General features: G+C 54.4%; 13 protein-coding genes. 3 read left to right on the top strand and 10 right to left on the bottom strand.

Annotated features, from left to right (window positions below):
- Positions 1-36 precede the first annotated feature (36 nt).
- The 9 genes from SGBXF1_RS06915 to atzF form a co-directional block, all read right to left on the bottom strand.
- Positions 37-567: a DUF2165 family protein gene (locus tag SGBXF1_RS06915; RefSeq protein WP_186428036.1), complete on the bottom strand. Its 531-nt coding sequence runs from the start codon at positions 565-567 to the stop codon at positions 37-39.
- Positions 568-912: 345 nt separating this feature from the next.
- Positions 913-1,611, bottom strand: a complete 699-nt coding sequence (urtE, locus tag SGBXF1_RS06910; RefSeq protein WP_037422709.1) for an urea ABC transporter ATP-binding subunit UrtE — start codon at positions 1,609-1,611, stop codon at positions 913-915.
- Between the two features lie 8 nt (positions 1,612-1,619).
- Positions 1,620-2,426 (bottom strand): urea ABC transporter ATP-binding protein UrtD, encoded by an 807-nt coding sequence (urtD, locus tag SGBXF1_RS06905; protein WP_037422712.1) that lies wholly within the window; start codon positions 2,424-2,426, stop codon positions 1,620-1,622.
- Complete coding sequence (gene urtC, locus SGBXF1_RS06900) at positions 2,423-3,499, bottom strand: urea ABC transporter permease subunit UrtC (protein ID WP_186428035.1); 1,077 nt, start codon at positions 3,497-3,499, stop codon at positions 2,423-2,425. Before urtC ends, urtD begins: the two co-directional genes overlap by 4 nt.
- The gene (gene urtB / locus SGBXF1_RS06895) at positions 3,499-5,079 is read right to left on the bottom strand and encodes an urea ABC transporter permease subunit UrtB (RefSeq protein WP_186428034.1); all 1,581 of its coding nucleotides are present in this window, start codon (positions 5,077-5,079) and stop codon (positions 3,499-3,501) included. Before urtB ends, urtC begins: the two co-directional genes overlap by 1 nt.
- Positions 5,080-5,142: 63 nt before the next feature.
- The gene (gene urtA / locus SGBXF1_RS06890; RefSeq protein ID WP_037422719.1) at positions 5,143-6,411 is read right to left on the bottom strand and encodes an urea ABC transporter substrate-binding protein; all 1,269 of its coding nucleotides are present in this window, start codon (positions 6,409-6,411) and stop codon (positions 5,143-5,145) included.
- A gap of 178 nt (positions 6,412-6,589) precedes the next feature.
- A complete protein-coding gene (locus SGBXF1_RS06885) occupies positions 6,590-7,285 on the bottom strand; it encodes a GntR family transcriptional regulator (protein WP_037422722.1) in 696 nt (231 codons plus the stop codon).
- Between the two features lie 88 nt (positions 7,286-7,373).
- On the bottom strand, positions 7,374-10,997 hold the full coding sequence (uca, locus tag SGBXF1_RS06880; RefSeq protein ID WP_186428033.1) for an urea carboxylase: 3,624 nt from the start codon (positions 10,995-10,997) through the stop codon (positions 7,374-7,376).
- 2 nt (positions 10,998-10,999) lie between these two features.
- Positions 11,000-12,829, bottom strand: a complete 1,830-nt coding sequence (atzF, locus tag SGBXF1_RS06875) for an allophanate hydrolase (protein ID WP_130379709.1) — start codon at positions 12,827-12,829, stop codon at positions 11,000-11,002.
- 554 nt (positions 12,830-13,383) lie between these two features.
- Here atzF and SGBXF1_RS06870 point away from each other — a divergent pair.
- The 3 genes from SGBXF1_RS06870 to SGBXF1_RS06860 are packed head-to-tail and all read left to right on the top strand — an operon-like array spanning position 13,384 to position 15,801.
- Positions 13,384-13,659, top strand: coding sequence for a YdgH/BhsA/McbA family protein (locus SGBXF1_RS06870; protein ID WP_051922599.1), 276 nt, complete (start codon positions 13,384-13,386; stop codon positions 13,657-13,659).
- A gap of 25 nt (positions 13,660-13,684) precedes the next feature.
- Entirely contained in the window at positions 13,685-14,305 is a 621-nt protein-coding gene (locus tag SGBXF1_RS06865; RefSeq protein ID WP_186428032.1) for a carbonic anhydrase, read from the top strand.
- The gene (locus SGBXF1_RS06860; protein WP_186428031.1) at positions 14,302-15,801 is read left to right on the top strand and encodes a SulP family inorganic anion transporter; all 1,500 of its coding nucleotides are present in this window, start codon (positions 14,302-14,304) and stop codon (positions 15,799-15,801) included. The genes SGBXF1_RS06865 and SGBXF1_RS06860 overlap by 4 nt, the downstream gene beginning before the upstream one ends.
- Positions 15,802-15,865: 64 nt before the next feature.
- Here SGBXF1_RS06860 and SGBXF1_RS06855 read toward each other — a convergent pair whose 3' ends face one another.
- A complete protein-coding gene (locus SGBXF1_RS06855; protein ID WP_186428030.1) occupies positions 15,866-18,433 on the bottom strand; it encodes a putative mucin/carbohydrate-binding domain-containing protein in 2,568 nt (855 codons plus the stop codon).
- Between the last annotated feature and the right edge of the window lie 145 nt (positions 18,434-18,578).

Below are 18,578 nucleotides of genomic sequence, written 5' to 3'. Positions count from 1 at the left end.
GCATTTGGCAACACTTTCGCGAATATCGCCGCAGTTTTAGTCACATCTCACCGTTTCACGAGCATCGCGTTGCAACATCAGAAACATCAACGTCAGTGCATTGGGCACCATATACAGCAACGCACCCAATTGCACCGCCAACGGGTTTTCCTTGGCCTGCCAGGCCATAAACCAGTCGCCAGCGACCACCATAAAGCCCAGTCCCCACACGGCAATCGCACAAAGTGCGCCCAGCATGGCCCAGGCTTTGCCCTTGGCAAAGGCCGTGTAGGAATGGCCCAGATGTTTCAACATCAGTACAACACCTACCGTTGCTGCGATACCGGCCAGAGATTCCAGCGTCGTGATAATCGCTAATCCAAGCTGCCCGGCCCATTCAGCAGTGACGGCGCGCCACATTAGCCCAGGAACCTGATAGGTATCCTGCATAGTAAGCAGCGGCGCCACGGCATGTTGGGCGGTCCCTGCAAAATCGGCGGTATTGTTCAGCAAGCTGAAAATGCCCCAAAGAGCCGGAAAGAGTGACAGCAGGATACAGCTCAGGCGTGACATAGTGATTTCGTTCATCATTATCCTTAATTTTTAGTGATATATACCCCAGATAAGGGGAATTGCATCAAGGCGGCAACCCCGTGAGTCTCCGGCAGCATAAATAACGCGATGAGCGGACACCGCCAGCACTGAGACAGCCTCAAGCATCATGAGTATAAAACTCAGAGTTCCTTGTATTTCTGTACGTTAACGTGGTTACAGCCTTCAGGTGTAACGTACACGTTTGTAAGAAGGCATCTTACAAGGATCGAGAGAATAACGGAGGGGGCGCGGTGAAATGGAAGCGTGATGTGTTTATGAAAACAGTGAAAGGCGACAGGACATAATCATTGCTCCTTTCACTGCTCAGTTCTATTGAGTTTAAATTGCCACCAGCCTACGCACACCGTCTTGATCCATCGCGCTGCCGACCCCACGTTGTAAAATGCTACCGCGCGACATTACCAAATAGCGGTCCGCCAGTTCAGCGGCAAAATCATAAAACTGTTCTACCAGCAGGATCGCCATATCACCACGTGCGGCTAACTGTTTGATCACAGCACCGATCTCTTTGATCACGGAAGGCTGGATCCCCTCTGTTGGCTCGTCAAGGATCAACAGTTGTGGTCGGCAGGCTAATGCACGACCAATAGCCAACTGTTGCTGCTGCCCGCCAGAGAGATCGCCGCCGCGCCGATCCTTCATCTGCAACAGCACCGGAAACAGTTCATAGATATGATCCGGCACCTTACGCGCCTCAGCACCAGAAAAACGCGCCAACCCCATCAACAGATTTTCCTCCACCGTCAGACGGCCAAATATCTCCCGCCCCTGTGGCACATAGGCGATCCCTGCCTGCACGCGTTGATGCGGCTTTTTGCCGTTGAGGTTCTCGCCCTGCCAGCGAATGCTACCGTTCTTGGCCGGAATCAATCCCATCAGGCACTTCAACAGCGTGGTTTTACCCACGCCATTGCGCCCCAGCAGGCAAGTAACCTCACCGATATGAGCTTCAAACGACAGGCCACGTAAAATGTGGCTGCCCCCGTAATATTGATTCAGTTCGTTCACTTGCAACATAGCTGCTCCTAGCGCCCTAAATACACGTCGATCACCTGCTCGTCGGCCTGAACCTGCGCCAATGAACCTTCAGCCAACACCCTGCCCTGATGCAGTACGGTGACGTGATCCGCAATGGTTTCGACAAACCCCATATCGTGCTCTACCACCATCAGCGAATGCTTACCCGCCAACGCGCGGAACAGTTCGGCGGTATACTCGGTTTCCGCATCAGTCATGCCCGCTGCCGGTTCATCGAGTAACAGCAGATGCGGCTCCTGCACCAACAGCATACCAATCTCGAGAAACTGTTTTTGCCCGTGGGACAATAGCCCGGCGAGACGGTTTCGCTCATGGCCCAGCCGCAGAGTTTTCAGCATTTCGTCGATACGATCGCGCTGTTCGCTGTTCAGTCTGGCACGCAGGCAAGCCCATACCGACTTGTGGGTTTTCTGTGCGATCTCCAGATTTTCAAACACCGTGAGTGCCTCAAACACCGTGGGTTTCTGGAACTTGCGACCAATGCCAGCCTGGGCGATCTGCATCGGATCCAGCGCAGTCAAATCGACAGTTTGATCGTAAAACACCTTGCCGCTGTCCGGACGTGTCTTGCCGGTGATCACGTCCATCAGCGTGGTTTTACCCGCACCGTTGGGTCCGATCACACAGCGCAATTCACCCACGCCGATCTGTAACGACAGATCGCTCAGTGCGCGAAAACCCTCAAAGCTGACGTTGATCTTATCGAGCAGCAGTACCGGATCGGTTTGCTGGCGGTATTTATCTGCCGGTAGTGCTTGGGTAAACAGCTCGTCAGTCATTTGCAGTGAATTCATTGTGGCTTACCTCTGCGCAGTAACCCGATAACCCCTTTTGGCAGGAACAATGTAACGACGATAAACATCAGGCCAAGGAAGAACTGCCAGTACTCTGGAATTGCCATGGTGAACCAACTCTTGGCACCGTTGACAATACCGGCACCCAGCAACGGTCCCACCAGCGTGCCGCGTCCGCCAAGCGCCACCCAAATGGCGGCTTCAATTGAATTGGTCGGTGACATTTCGCCCGGGTTGATAATCCCCACTTGCGGTACGTACAGCGCACCGGCCAGCCCACACAGCACCGCCGACAGCGTCCAAACAAACAGCTTGAAGCCCTTAGGATCGTAACCACAAAACATCAGGCGGTTTTCCGCATCACGTACTGCGGTCAATACCCGACCAAACTTACTGCGCGCCAAAGCAAAGCCGATCGCCAGACTGACCACCAACAGCACTACCGTTGCCAGAAACAGCGCCACTCGCGTGCCGGTCGAGGTGATCGAGAAGCCCAGCAGCGTAGTAAACCCGGTAAAGCCGTTGTTCCCGCCAAAGCCGGTTTCGTTACGGAAGAACAGCAGCATACCCGCGTAGGTCAGCGCCTGAGTCATGATGGAGAAATACACACCTTTGATTTTTGAACGAAAAGCGAAGTAACCAAACACGAAAGCAAGTACCCCAGGCACCAACACAATCAGGCACAGTGCCCAAGCGAAATACTGCGTACCACTCCAAAACCATGGCAGCTCATTCCACGACAAGAACGCCATAAATCCGGGCAGGCCATCACCCGATGCCTGACGCATCAGGTACATGCCCATGGCATAACCACCGAGGGCAAAGAACAATCCGTGTCCCAGCGACAGCAGCCCGGCATAACCCCACACCAGGTCAAGCGCCACCGCCACCACGGCATAACACAGAATTTTTCCCACCAACGTCAGGGTATAGGTGGAGATTGCCAGCGGATTATCCGCCGGCAGCAGCGCAAGAAACGGCATGATTAACAGTGCCAGTAACACCAGCCCGCCGATGCCCAGCGCCAGCCGGGGTGCTTTTTGCACGCCGGTTACAGTCAATGGTTGGCTCATCAGTCGATCACCCTGCCTTTGAAGGCGAATAGCCCCTGAGGACGTTTTTGAATAAACAGAATAATCAGCACCAGGATCAGGATCTTACCCAGTACAGCGCCAATCTCTGGCTCAAGAATTTTGTTGACGATGCCAAGGCCAAAGGCCGCCACTACGGTACCGGCCAGTTGGCCGACGCCACCGAGCACCACCACCAGGAATGAGTCGATGATGTAACCCTGGCCCAGTTCCGGTCCGACATTGCCCAGTTGCGACAGCGCAACGCCCCCCAACCCGGCAATACCGGAACCCAAGCCGAATGCCAGCATATCGACACGGCCGGTGGGTACGCCGCAACAAGCCGCCATCGCGCGGTTCTGTGTCACGGCACGCACATTCATGCCAAGGCGAGTTTTATTCAGTAATAACCAGGTGAGCACCAACACCAGCACCACGAACAGGATCACGGCAATGCGATTCCACGGTAGCACCAGATTCGGCAACAGCTGAATGCCGCCCGACAGCCAGGCCGGATTGGCGACCTCTACGTTTTGCGCGCCGAACAACACCCGCACCCCTTGGATCAACACCAGACTGATCCCCCAGGTTGCCAGCAAGGTTTCCAATGGACGACCATACAGATGGCGAATCACCGTCCGTTCCAGTGCCATACCGATGCAGGCGGTAATAATGAACGCCACCGGTAACGCTATCAGTGGATATAACGCCAGCCACTGCGGAGCAAACTGTTGAAACAGCCCCTGCACCAGATAAGCCGAGTAAGCGCCGAGCATCAGCATTTCACCGTGCGCCATGTTGATCACCCCCAGCAGGCCATAGGTGATCGCCAATCCGAGCGCTGCCAGCAGCAGGATCGAGCCGAGTGACAGTCCGGTAAACGCCTGGCCGATCAGATCCCCGATCATCAACCGATGTTTCACACTGGACAGGCTTTTCAGCGCTTCAGCACGCACGGCAGCATCCGGTTCATGCGTGGCATCAGTCAATGTCTGTAACCGCGTCTGGGTTTCCGGTTCGCCCGAACTGCCGAGGAGCCTTACCGCATTAAGACGCACCCCAGCATCGGCGTCATTGAGTTGCAGATTGGCCAACGCAATACTTAATGCTGCGTGTACCCGGCTGTTTTTCTCCTGCGCCAGCCGTTGGCTCAACAGCGGCAACTGTTCACTTTGTGCTTCACGCTGCAAGGCCTGCGCCGCCTGTAAACGCAGCGCCGGATCCTCACTGACTAACCGCTGCGCCGACAAGGCGTTGGCGATCAGAATACGCAGCCGGTTGTTCAACCACAGTTTCTTTGGTGTGCCGACTGGGGTTGCGGCACCGTCCAGTGGTTGATAACGGTCGCCCTGTTGAATAAAGGCATGTTTAGCCTCGTCGATCACCACGTTTTCTTGCTTTAGCGCCTGCAGTAACGGCAAGCGTGAAGCGTCTGGCGCACTCGCCCACGCCTGCAATAATTTGGCCTGCTGCGTGCGGTTGGCCACAGCAAAATCATCAGCTGGCCCCGCCTGCGCGAACATGGGCAGGCAACAGAGCAGCCAAAGCCACCGTCGGGAATGAACGAAAAATGGGAGTTGCATCGGCAGCCTCTTCTATAGGGGCCGGGTATGCCCGGCCCATGGCGTTAGCACGGGATTGCGATTTTACTTACCGCCTTTTACCGGGCTTTCCGACTTTTTGTCGTTCCCGGCAATGTACGGGCTCCACGGCTGGGCACGCACCGGAGCATCGGTCTGCCACACCACGTTGAACTGGCCGTTGCCTTCGATCTCACCAATCATCACCGGTTTGTGCAGATGGTGGTTGGTGGCATCCATGGTCAGGGTAAAGCCCGACGGCGCGGCGAAAGTCTGCCCGGCCATGGCGGCACGCACCTTGTCAACGTCAGTCGTGCCCGCCTTCTCAACCGCCTGTGCCCACATATGGATGCCGACATAGGTGGCCTCCATCGGGTCGTTGGTCACTGCGGTGGCGTAGTTCGGCAGGTTGTGCGCCTTGGCATACGCACGCCACTCACTGACAAACTGCTTGTTGGTCGGGTTATCCACCGATTCGAAGTAGTTCCAGGCTGCCAGGTTGCCGACCAGCGGCTTGGTGTCGATGCCACGCAGTTCTTCTTCCCCGACCGAGAATGCAATCACCGGCACATCGGTGGCCTTGATGCCCTGATTAGCCAACTCTTTGTAGAACGGGACGTTGGAGTCCCCATTGATGGTGGAGATCACCGCCGTTTTGCCACCGGCAGAGAATTTCTTGATGTTGGCGACAATGGTTTGGTAGTCGCTGTAACCGAATGGCGTATAAACCTCTTCGATATCTTTATCTTGAATACCTTTCGAATGCAGGAAGGCCCGCAGGATCTTGTTGGTGGTGCGCGGATACACGTAGTCGGTACCCAGTAAGAAGAAGCGTTTGGCCGAGCCACCGTCTTCGCTCAACAGATATTCCACTGCCGGAATCGCCTGCTGGTTAGGGGCTGCACCGGTGTAGAACACGTTGGGCGACATCTCTTCCCCTTCGTACTGCACCGGGTAGAACAGGAGCCCATTCAGCTCTTCAAATACCGGCAGTACAGACTTGCGCGACACTGAAGTCCAACAACCAAACACCGCCGCCACCTTATCCTGACTCAGCAACTGACGTGCCTTTTCGGCGAATAACGGCCAATTGGACGCCGGGTCAACCACCACCGCCTCCAGTTTTTTACCCAATACGCCTCCCTTAGCATTGATGTCATCAATGGTCATCAGTGCCACGTCCTTTAGTGGCGTTTCAGAAATGGCCATGGTGCCGGACAGCGAACTCAGGATACCCACCTTAATGGTGTCGGCAGCCTGCACACTCCATGCCATTCCCATCCCGACCATGGTGGCAGACAGCGCAAACGCTTTTATAAAATGACGACGTTTCATAATTCAAACTCCTGATGTGTGTTGTGTTAGGAAACCAACCTTTCTTGAAGAAGAATTAACCCTATGAATTTCGAGTTGCAGCCAGGCGGTAAGGGCGAGAGTCCCCAGGAGCTGACTCCAGTCAGTGACCGGGGTGAGCGCCCACCGCTAACAACGCCGCAGCTTGAAAAACGACGGGTTACTGCTGAAGCCTTGCCTGATGCAGCATGTGCAGCGTTATTTTTCGTACCTCAGCCTTACTCACGGCAATATGATTACTGAGCAGCGTTTGCGCCTCCTCGGCCTGGTGTTGCAGGATCGCCCGTAAAATGGCGGCATGTTCGTTGTAGGTCGCTTCAACCCGACTTATCTGGGTGAAATCCAGCCGACGGATAATGCGAATCTTCTCGGTAAGGTCACGATGAATACGCGCCATTTCTCCATTGCCCGCCGCTTCCACCAGCGCCATATGGAACTGCTCGTCGTGCAGCGATACCGTCTTGCCGTCTTCCAATCGCGGCTCGTCGATCCAGAAACTGTTGAGCATCTCCAATTGCAGCGGCAATGCCCCCACAGGCCGAGCGCACAACCGTTTGACAGCTTCACACTCCAGCACGATGCGCAGGTCATACAGCTCTTCGAAGTAGGCAAAATCGAACGGACGCACCTGCCAACCACTGCGAAAATGCACCTCGACATAGCCCTCACGTTCTAGCCAAAACAAGGCCTGTCGTACCGGTGTACGGCTGACGTCCATCCGTTGTGCAACTTCGTTTTCGCTAAAGCGATCACCCGGCAGCAGGTGGAAATCGAAAATATCGTCCTTGAGCTGGAGATAGATACGTTCCGCCAACCCTTCAGGTCGCGCTTTACTGCGGCTATTAATGATTTGCATCGCATTCCTCGATGTCGCTCGTGAATTTCCTGATCAAAACCAACGCGCTGGCCGTACCTGCCCAATCTCAATATGGCCAGTACCACCGCTAGCTGGCATGCTCTAGCCACAACAGTGCATCCCCTGGCCCCACCGGTCGCCCCTGTCGGCAACTGATACGCTTAATGATCCCGGCGCGTGGCGCAGTAACCGCCAGCTCCATTTTCATCGCCTCGACCACGATCAGCGGCTGGCCGGCTTCCACGGTTTGCCCGGGCTCCACCAGAATTTTCCACACATTGCCGTTCAGATCGGCGCTCACCAGATAACCATCGATCTCTTCTTCATCGTCCTGCGGCGGCAGCAATTGGGCCTCAGCTTCGCCTTCCTCAGCCTGCCACCGCGTCACTTCGTGGTTAAATGCCTGCTGCTGGCGCTGCTGGAATGCGCTGATTTCCTCAGCGTTATTCGTCAAGAAACGGCGATACTCGGCAAAATCAAACTCGCTGTCTTCGATGCGGATCTGAGCGCGACCTTCACGGAAAGCCTCGCGTTGTTCATCGAGTTCCTGCTCGCTGACCGAGTAAAAGCGCACCTGATCAAAGAAATGCAGCAACCAAGGTTCACCGGCGCTGAACTGAGGGTTTTTGAGGAATTTGTTCCAGATCGGTAGCGTGCGTCCGACCAGTTGGTAGCCGCCCGGTGAATCCATGCCATAGATGCACATGTACATGCCGCCGATGCCAACCGTGCCTTCTGCTGTATGGGTTCGCGCCGGGTTATATTTGGAACTGAGTAATCGGTGGCGCGGGTCGATCGGTACCGCACACGGCGCGCCTAGGTATACGTCGCCCAATCCGAGGATCAGGTAGCTGGCATCAAAAATGATGTCGCGCACCTGTTCACGGGTGCTTAGCCCATTGATGCGCTGGATGAAATCAACATTGTTTGGCAACCATGGGGCGGATGAACGCACCGTTTGCTGATAGCGCTCCACCGCCCCCAAGGTGGCAGAGTCTTCAAACGCCATCGGCAGATAAACCGTGCGCGTCGGCACCTTCAACTGGCTGACATCGCCTAGCGTCTCTTCACGCAGCAGCAAGCGCGCCAATAAATCGGCCTGACCAAGCGTGCGGCTGTCGTAACGGATTTGCAGCGATCGTACGCCGGGCGACAACTCCTCAACGCCGGGGATCATGTCCTGCTTGAGCGACTGCATCAGCAGATGGATGCGCAGCCGCAGTGCCAGATCGAGTACGTTGTCACCGTACTCCAGCAAAATGTAGCCATCCCCGGCTTGACGATAGACCACCGCCGGGCGACTGTTGTTGGAAGGTAATGCCGCCAGAATGGTAGCGGAAGCGGTGATACCCGGCGTCAGGTCCGGCGGTGCCAGGGTAATAGCCTTCACTGCGGCTAACGCTTCGATGCTGCCGAGCTGTGCCTGCTCCAGTGATTGCGCCTGTTTAAAGCCGATGGGATGAAAACGGATGCGATCGCCCGGTTTCACCTGACCGACCTTCCACAGCTCAGCCTTGGCGATAGTCACCGGACAGACAAAACCACCGAGGCTCGGCCCATCACGGGTAAGGATCACCGGAAAATCGCCGGTGAAGTTAATCGCACCAATAGCGTATTCGCAGTCGTGTACGTTAGACGGATGTAACCCTGCTTCACCGCCGTCCTGCCGTGCCCAATCGGGTTTGGGTCCAGACAGGCGCACGCCCAGTCGGTTGGAGTTGTAATGCACCTGCCATTCGGCAGCAAAGAAGTTGTCGATAGATTCTGGCGTGAAGAAGTCCGGTGCACCGTGAGGGCCATACAACACACCAATGTTCCACAGGTTGCCATACTGCGGGATCAGGCTGTCGTCCATCGCCTGCGGTGCGGCGACCGGCGCTGGGGTGGTAGAGGCCGCCAGCGCCGGCTGAGATACCGCCAGCATGTCCGCTACGCGCAAGGTGCGCCCAGCGTGACCACCAAACTGCCCCAGCACAAAAGTCGAACGACTCCCTAAGTATACCGGGACGTCGAAACCGTTACGTACCGCCAAATAACTGCGACATCCATGCTGAGCACGACCAAGCCGCAGCACCTGCCCGGCCCTAACGGTTATCGGCTTCCAATAGTCCAAAGCCTCACCGTCCAGATCAGCCGGGCAGTTCGCCCCCGTCAAGGCAATGGTGGCATCACAATGGAAGCGTAAGGTTGGCCCCTGTAGGGTAAACTCTAACCCGGCAGCACTGGGGTGGTTGCCAACGATGCGGTTAGCCAACCGGAAGGCGAAGTCGTCCATGGGGCCCGATGGCGGCACTCCAATATCCCAATAACCGAGACGTCCTGGGTAATCCTGTACGCTGCTGTATGTGCCCGGCTGCAACACTTCAATACTATTGGACTGGTAGCGGAAACTGTCCAGCATACGGGTCCACACGCTCCCGGTTTGAAATTCGGCCGTCGCAATCACCTGCCGCAGGTAATCCAAATTGGTGGCAATGCCGTGCAACCGGGTGGCATCCAGCGCTACCCGCATTTTCTCCAGCGCCTGTTGGCGATCATCCCCGTGAACAATCAACTTGGCGATCATCGGGTCGTAAAATGCAGACACGTCACTGCCGGTAGCAACCCAGCCGTCAACCCGTACGGACTCCGGGAAGTACACATCGGTCAAGACGCCCGGGCTGGGCTGGAAGTTCTTCAGCGGATCTTCAGCATAAATACGCACCTCAATCGATGCTCCCTGTGGCGGTCGTTGCAGCGCTGCCCAATCCAGCGCATCACCCGCCGCCACCTGCAACATGCATTCAATCAGATCCAACCCGGTCACCCTCTCTGTGACCGGATGCTCCACCTGCAGACGCGTATTCACTTCAAGGAAATAAAACTCGTCGCGAGCGCCGTCGTAGATAAACTCTACGGTACCCGCGCTGCGGTAATTGACTGAGGCCCCCAGTGCCACCGCCGCCTGATGTAACGCCTGGCGGGTAGCCGCCGGTAGGTTCGGTGCAGGGGTTTCCTCCACGACTTTCTGGTTACGACGTTGCAATGAACAGTCGCGCTCGCCGAGCGCCACCACCCGTCCCTGGCCATCACCAAAGATCTGCACTTCGACATGGCGAGCCTGATCGACAAAGCGTTCGATAAACGCCCCAGAATCACGGAAGAACTGCTCGCCCAACCGTTTCACACTGTCGAAGGCCTCACGCAATGCAGCTTCGTCGTCGCAGCGCGTCAAGCCGATACCGCCACCTCCCGCGGTACTTTTCAGCATCACTGGATAGCCAATCTCTCGGGCGGCGTTAACCGCCTCTTCAATGCTGTCCAGTAAGCCGGTACCTGGCGTCATCGGCACCTGCGCCACCGCCGCCAGCTCACGCGCCCGGTGTTTCAGGCCAAACTCACGAATTTGCGCCGCCGTAGGGCCGATAAAAGTGATGCCCGCTGCTTCGCAGGCTTCGGCAAATTCGGCGCTCTCAGAGAGGAAGCCATAACCGGGGTAGATCGCCTGTGCGCCGCTTTCTCTCGCCGCAGCCAGGATCTTGTCAATACACAAGTAACTGTCACTCGCCTTTTCGCCACCGAGCGCAACCGCCATGTCGGCTTCGGTCACGTGCGGTGCATTACGATCAGGGTCTGAATAGACCGCTACGCTGGTCACTCCCAGACGTTTCAGGGTACGAATGGTGCGACAGGCGATTTCGCCGCGATTAGCAATAAGTACGGTAGTAAACATGATCAAGCCCCCTTCTGGCTGGCGATGTAGTTGCGCCAACCGCCAAATTCGGTGATATCCGTGGCCTCCGGTAACGCCCAAGATTCACAAATAAAGCCTTTCACCCGGCGGCCATCTGCCAGTAACACCGTGCCAATACCCAGCGGGGCAGGAATCTCAGTGACAAACTCACCGAAACGCGCCAGCGGGATATCCCACAGTTCAACGTGGATAGCGGCCCCCCGCTCAGCTTTAACCAGCCCCGGTTTTGGCGGCTGAGTATTGGCCAGCGCGTAGAGGCGATAGCAAGGCGCGGTCGTGGTTTGCTCTACCCGGGTCGCCGAACGCTGTGTGAGCTGGAAATTCAGTGGCATGTCACTGAGGTGAGCGCCGACGACCGCCACCCGTACGTACTGGGGAGACGGCATCAACGACTGCAACGGTGGTCGCGAGCGACCGGTCGCGCCAAGCGGTAGATCCTGGGCCTGCTGCCAGCGCAGCCCAAATGCCGCCAATGCTCGATCGTGCCAGGCAGGTGCAACCAGTGTGATGCCCGCAGGCAAGCCGTCATCACGCATCGTTGCTGGCAGTGCCAATGCGCTCAGATCGGCCAGGTTGGTGAAATTGGTGTAAGTCCCAAACTGCGAATTGAACAACACCGGTTCTTGTTCCATTTCCGCTAAGGTACGAATAGTCGGTGAGGTCGGTACCACCAATGCATCGAAAGCGGCAAGCCGTTGCCCGATCTGCCGCGCCAGTTCGGCACGGAGATATTCTGCTTTGTAAGCATCACAGGCGCTGTACTTCAGTCCGTTATTGACGATACCGCGCACCACCGGGTTGATGGCCTGCGGGTTAGCGCTCAGCATGGCTTCGACCGCCAGGGTACGCTCCGCAACCCAAGGGCCGTAATACAGCTGCTCAGCCAGTACACGAAACGGGGTAAAATCGAGCGTTTCCAGCGTCACACCGCAGCGTTGCAGCTGCCCCAATGCCCGTTGAAATGCCTGCTCGGCCTTTACATCGCCGAAAAACTCAAGTTGGGCAGGCACGGCAAAGCGAGGGGCTGCGGGGAGATCCGCCGGGGCAGTATGGGGATTAATGCGGGAGTAGGCATCGGCAGCGTCATAACCGCCTGCCAGTTCGGCCACCAGCGCGGCGTCCGCCACTGTCAGGGCAAATACCGATACGGTGTCATTCAACCGACAAGCGGGGACCACGCCACGGTTCGACAACCATCCCTTGGTGGGTTTCAGGCCAACAATGTTGTTGAACCCCGCCGGGACACGCCCCGAGCCAGCCGTGTCGGTACCCAGTGAGAACGGCGTCAAACCACGGGCCACCACAGAGGCCGACCCGGAACTGGAGCCACCGCTGACATAGCGGCTATCGAAACTGTTAACCACCGCGCCGTGCGGCGAGCGGGTGCCTACCAGGCCAGTGGCAAACTGATCAAGATTGGTTTTACCGATGACAATAGCGCCAGCGGCGCACAGGTTGGCGACGACAGTGGCGTCAACTGCCGCTTGATAAGCGAACTCTGGACAGGCCGCGGTCGTCGGCCAGCCACCAACGTCGATATTGTCTTTGACTGCAAACGGCACGCCAAACAGTGGTAGGCGGCTGATATCTCCAGCAACGGCTTCAAGCTGGTGCGCCAACCGCTGGCACTGCGCTTCGCGTTGTGCCGCATCGGCAAGATACAGCCAGGCATTGTCATCTGCCGGCAGAGCCGCGACCAATGCGGCTAACGTTGCACGCACACAAGCCACCCGCTCGCCAGCCGAGTGGGTGTGATAATAATGCTGCCATTCACTGAGGGTGAAACCGCGCAGATTAACAGACTGGGTCATTCGCTGAATTCCATCTAGTACACAAGATGGGATTCACCAGAGCAACCGGCGTGCCAATTTTTAATTGGCTGATTCCAATAAATTATAATTAAAACTTATGACTAAAGATTAAAAAACCTGCACCAACGACGCGCAATTGGCGAACAAAAAAGGTGCAGGAGCGCTTCTATTTTATTGTCCCCCAAAAATTGAGCGCGAGGTATTAACCACAAAATCTGTGTATTCAGCGGAATACCACGTTTCGATTAATCATAAATAAGCAGAAAGCTATTCGATTGAATTAATTAGTTACACAGCAACATGGTTGGTTAATCATTAAGATAAAATTACCAATAGCACGATAAAACATTAAACCCTGAATTTTATAAAATTTAAAACTATAAAATTAAAAACAAATGGAATAAAAACCTAAAAATTGACGTGATGTTACTCTATTACCTGACAAGCTTAATTACATCATTTTCAACCAGATTTACCCCCGCCGCTGAAAGCTTTACACAACCCCTGCTTATTATCGGTACAGCAATTAGGCTACCCATTTACAGGAGTTACTGATGATTATACGTAAAGTCTTTCTCGCCATTCCCCTGCTGGTGCTGTTTTCAACCTTCAGCTACAGCGCCGTCGAACTGAATGCGGCCGCTGATAATTGCCAAAAAATAGGCTCGGTTTCATTGTCACGCAACGTCGTGTCACCTGATGATGCCAAAAGCCAACTGGATGCCCTTGCCAAACAGCGCGGTGCCAGCCACTACCGTATTAATTCATTGGTGTCCGGTGGTGGCAACGGCGGCGGCCTGCGTGTCAGTGCCGATCTGTATCGCTGCTAAATATCCCCCACCCAAGGAGCCCCCCATGACATCGATTAATCATTTACTGGTCAAAAATCGCAGTTGGGCAACCCAGCAGCAATGGCGTGATCCAAACTTCTTCCCGCAATTGGCACAAGCGCAGAAACCGCAAATTCTGTGGATTGGCTGTTCCGACAGTCGGGTCCCCGCCGAAACTATCGTGCGAGCTCAACCCGGTGAACTGTTCGTACACCGTAATATTGCCAACGTGATTGAAGAGCAGGATGATAATTTGATGAGCGTGGTGCAATACGCCGTCGAGCATCTGGGCGTCGGCGCTATTGTGGTTTGTGGGCATTATGGGTGCGGTGGAATTCAATCTGCCCTGAGCAACCAGAGTAGCCCCAGTGAGGACTCACTCACCCGCCGTCTCAACACACTGCGCGCAAATCTGGAACCGCATCTGCCGGCAAACACCGATTCCCGTTCAGACGACACAGCCCATCTGAAGAATGCAGTAAGCACTAACGTACAGCTTCAGCTCAATACCCTCAGTGAAACCCAATTGATTCAACGAGCCTGGCAACGCAATACGGCATTAACACTGTTCGGTTGCATTTACGATCTCCACACCGGTTTTCTGAATGTCCTGGAACAGCGAAACGCTGGCGGGAGGGTGACATGAATCGCGCAGACCTGCGTTTTGACCTGCCCGCCGGGCTAGTGGTGTTTCTAGTCGCCCTACCATTGAGCCTGGGTATTGCGCAAGCCAGCGGCGTGCCGCCCTTCGTTGGGCTGCTCACTGGGGTGATCGGCGGCATTGTCGTCACCCTGCTCAGCCCTTCGCCCTTTTCAGTCAGCGGCCCTGCTGCCGGGTTAGTGACCATAGTGACCGGCGCTATGGTGACGTTAGGTGATTTTCCATCGTTTTTGTTGGCGCTATTACTGGCCGGTATCTTGCAACTGGCGTTCGGCCTGCTGCGGGGTGGCAAGCTGGCAGCACTTATCCCCGGAGCGGTGATCCACGGCATGCTGGCAGCTATCGGCATTTTGCTGATCATTCAACAGTTGCCACTGGCTATGGGCTATCCCCTTGGGCATGGCCTGAGTGAGAAACCGTCAGTCGCACAACTGCAAAACGATATCGCTCCAGCGGCTGTCATGCTGACGCTGGGTGCGCTACTGCTGATTGCGTTTTGGGGGAAATCGTCGCTCAAACAACGTCTGCGTTTGACGGCATTACCCGGACCGCTGATTGCCGTACTGTGGGGGTGTTTGTTTGTCTGGTTAGGCCAGAAGGTTTGGCCCGCCACAGGCACGTTGCCACGAATAGAATTACTGGCACTGACCAGTATTGAAGCACTGCAAACGCAATTTTCTCTGCCAAACTGGCAGGCTTGGCGCAACCCGGCGGTATACCTGGTCGCTATCACGTTGGCTATTGTTGCCAGTCTGGAAACGTTGCTGAGTCAGGAAGCGCTGAAAAAAATGGCGCCAATGATGCCGGAACCTTCTGCCGATAAAGAACTGCGCGCCCAAGGCGTGGGCAACCTGATCAGCGGGTTATTGGGCGGCTTGCCCATTACCGCAGTGATTGTGCGCAGCTCCGCCAATGTACAGGCTGGCGCACGTAGCCGGGTGTCGATTTTACTCCACGGCGTGCTGCTGTTATTCAGCGCCCTGCTGTTCACTGAGCTGCTCAACAACATTCCACTCGCCAGTCTGGCGGCTATCTTGATTTACACCGGTTTTAAACTGGCACATCCGCGTATTTTTATCACTCTGTGGCGTCAGGGCCTGCAGCAATTTGTCCCTTTTATCATCACGCTCGGTGGCATTCTGGCATTCGGCATGTTAGCGGGTATTGCACTCGGTCTGGTCGCGCAACTGCTGTGGAGCCTGTATCAAAGCAATCGTCACGCCTTGCGTCTGACTCGCTACAACGACCATTATTTGCTCCAGTGCCAGCAAAACCTGACTTTTCTCAACAAGATGCGGTTAAAGCATCTATTGGGACAGATTGAGCCTAACAGCACGGTGATCATTGATTGCGAAGGGATTAATTATCTGGACGACGATATCCTCGCAATGCTTAACGAATACCGACAAACGGCAGGGGAAAAACGGATCAGTATCAGTGTGCACCCGCCAACCCATATTCTGGCACGTGACGCATCCTAGCTTAAAACAGCGCCGGGGAAATCTCCCGGCGCCTCTCGCATTGGGGTCCGACCCCCTGGGGACGTTAATCAGTAATCCGCTCCAGACCTACCGGGGTAATGCAATAAGTCTGTTGCTTGCCCACGCCACTCAACCGTACATGTTGCATCTCATTGGTGATCACTAACCGGCTGTCCGGCTCTTCATGATGCAGGTGAATCACCTCACCGCCATAACCTGAGATCGGCAGGACTACCGAACTGGCTTGCCGTGCTTCACTGCCAATCACTTCGTGGTGGTACAGAGTATTACCGTCTGCGTCGTCATAACTGATCGCGGCATAAATCTCTGGGAAGTAGTGGTGCGCAATGCCGCCTTCAATGTTCACCGTTAAGGTTTTTTTCACCAGATCAACCGTGCCGGTCAGAAACTGCCAATCGCTAATCCCCTTACAAGCGACGGTAAAGAGATTACCCACATTGCCCTCTGGGCGGGTATTACTGGCAGGAACACAGTCTTTATAGGTTTCTAATAACTGTTCACGTTGAGGGCTGGTAAACGTATTGATCGCCAAATAGATATCGTCTTTAAACACCGAGAACGGCGCATAATAAGCCTGACGGTCACTGCGTAAACGCTGCGCTGCACTCTCAAGGCGCGACAATAACGCGAGATCCGGGTCGCCCATCAACGCTTCATTTTTCATTCCGCTTTTGGTAATGAGCAAAACGTTGGTTTTGTTTTTGCTATCAATAATGTCTGGATACGCCGGACTCACCCGTACCCGCCCCGGTTCCTCATGATAAATTTCAATTTTGTCACCTACGGTGAACGGCAATTCATCATGACTCAACGTCGCCTTGGTGCCAGGAATGTCCTTACTGAAAACCACCGCATTTTGCTGGTTACGCACGATAATTTTGGCATAGGTCATATCAGGAAAATAAGCGTGTGGCGTGGTGCTGGTAACGTCAATCACCACCTTACCTTTACCGTGATCGGCAACCACGGTGGCGAAAACAGCATCACTCAGCCCCAGCAGGTTAATGTCTTGAGAAACAATGGGTGAGGAGACCTTTTTAACAAAGTGAATGTCTACCGCATTATCCCCCTGCTTCAGCACCAGATAGCCGAGCGTCGGCTGATACTTATGGTTTTTTCCGGTTGGCAGACGCAGAGTGTAAACACCAATGGGTAACTCGCTCAATACCATGGTTGGACTGTTGATCCGCGTCTTATAGGCGTAACGTGCCCCTTCCATCAGGATCAGGTCTTCGCCATAAATCTGTGCAAAATCGTCAATATTGAAATGCAGTGTCGCATTGCCTTTCAGGCCACTGGCTTTCAACTGGGTTGAGTCAACCAACTGCAACGTGGAATCCAATTTCAACTGCAATTTCACGGCTTCAAGATCTTGTGCACCGACCAATTGGCACAGCGGATAAACGGCTTTGGCGTGGCTAAAAGCGTTTCGATTACACTGCGTCTGGGTCACATAGCCACCGACCCATTGGATAAATGGCGTAACATCCACTTTGTTGCCGGCCACGGCAAAGCTTTCCGACAGCATATCCAACAAAGCATGTTCGCTAGGGACAAAGCCCGCCGTATTGCAATCCTTGCGATACTGTTGATTAAAATACGTAAACGCGTTACGGCCAGCCTTCTCAACCATCAATACGATAAAGTACAGTTTAGAGCGTAGATCCCACTGATTGAGCGGTTTCGCCTGAATAACATAGTCGGTAATTTGCTTTTCAACAGAGAGGATATTGCCGTAATTATACAGCCAACCTTCTTTGTATTTACGATCACCCAACATCACACTTTGATAGCAGGCGGCATAAATATTGTTCCACACTTCACCGGTGGAAAAATACTTATCGCCCATAAAGTGCCCCTGGTAACCGTGTGCAATTTCATGCAGGCTCCCCCAGTTATTATCTTTCGCCGTCAACCAGAAGCTGCTGACTGACGGGGTACTTTCCGCCGTCCAATTGCCCCCATAATAAGCCGCACCTGCGCCATTTTTATCGGCCTTGATAAAATATCGGTTTTTTATATTACGACTGGAATTATCTTCAGCCTCAAAAGAAATGCCTGCCAGCGCATTATAAAATGTGAAGATGCGTTCGTAATAGGCGATCAGACCATCAATATTTTTTGCTTCCTCCAGCGACTTCAGATCATTTTTACTGACTTTAGGTACCAGGAGCACAGCATATTCAGAATCTACGAGCGAGAACTCAGCATCCTGCGCATCCCAGCGCGCAAAAAATGCCGTTTCGCTTTCACCTTTACGGTAGACGGGTAACGCCTTGACCGTATCCGGGTATTCAAACTCTACGGCAGGCGCGCCTGCTACATAAGGCGTGTCAATAAACGGTACAGAGACTGCGCTCACACGTGCCTCAACCCAATCGCTACCAACGTTGAATTCAGCCTCCGTTTTATTATCATCATTTAACAAACGCAGCTTCAGTTTGGTGGAAAACGCTGTATTAGTTTGGCGCACTCGCAGCACTTGCCCCGCAGGGAGGATAATCCCCAGATGCTGACGATCGTGACCAATACCTTTACTCATTCCCGCTGCATCTAACCATTCCGGTCTTGGCAACGTATAAAGTGATTTAGATTTAGTGATAGTTGGCATTTTTATTCCTCAAAGTTACTTTTTCATATCAGTGACCATGAGAAATTAACCGGGAATTATCTTGGGTACTAACAGTGAGGAGTGGCTGAGCGACCACACAACAGAAGTAGTCACCTGCATTATATTCTTTGCGTGCACGTCATCA

Source organism: Serratia grimesii (assembly GCF_900186025.1).
Lineage (GTDB): Bacteria > Pseudomonadota > Gammaproteobacteria > Enterobacterales > Enterobacteriaceae > Serratia > Serratia grimesii.
Note: the sequence above shows the minus strand (reverse complement) of the source record. Positions and strands in the feature narration are given on the sequence as shown.

Coding starts and splice junctions, on each gene's coding strand:
- SGBXF1_RS06915 (WP_186428036.1), bottom strand. CDS start 567: ATGAACGAAATCACTATGTCACGCCTGAGCTGTATCCTGCTGTCACTC.
- urtE (WP_037422709.1), bottom strand. CDS start 1,611: ATGTTGCAAGTGAACGAACTGAATCAATATTACGGGGGCAGCCACATT.
- urtD (WP_037422712.1), bottom strand. CDS start 2,426: ATGAATTCACTGCAAATGACTGACGAGCTGTTTACCCAAGCACTACCG.
- urtC (WP_186428035.1), bottom strand. CDS start 3,499: ATGAGCCAACCATTGACTGTAACCGGCGTGCAAAAAGCACCCCGGCTG.
- urtB (WP_186428034.1), bottom strand. CDS start 5,079: ATGCAACTCCCATTTTTCGTTCATTCCCGACGGTGGCTTTGGCTGCTC.
- urtA (WP_037422719.1), bottom strand. CDS start 6,411: ATGAAACGTCGTCATTTTATAAAAGCGTTTGCGCTGTCTGCCACCATG.
- SGBXF1_RS06885 (WP_037422722.1), bottom strand. CDS start 7,285: ATGCAAATCATTAATAGCCGCAGTAAAGCGCGACCTGAAGGGTTGGCG.
- uca (WP_186428033.1), bottom strand. CDS start 10,997: ATGTTTACTACCGTACTTATTGCTAATCGCGGCGAAATCGCCTGTCGC.
- atzF (WP_130379709.1), bottom strand. CDS start 12,829: ATGACCCAGTCTGTTAATCTGCGCGGTTTCACCCTCAGTGAATGGCAG.
- SGBXF1_RS06870 (WP_051922599.1), top strand. CDS start 13,384: ATGATTATACGTAAAGTCTTTCTCGCCATTCCCCTGCTGGTGCTGTTT.
- SGBXF1_RS06865 (WP_186428032.1), top strand. CDS start 13,685: ATGACATCGATTAATCATTTACTGGTCAAAAATCGCAGTTGGGCAACC.
- SGBXF1_RS06860 (WP_186428031.1), top strand. CDS start 14,302: ATGAATCGCGCAGACCTGCGTTTTGACCTGCCCGCCGGGCTAGTGGTG.
- SGBXF1_RS06855 (WP_186428030.1), bottom strand. CDS start 18,433: ATGCCAACTATCACTAAATCTAAATCACTTTATACGTTGCCAAGACCG.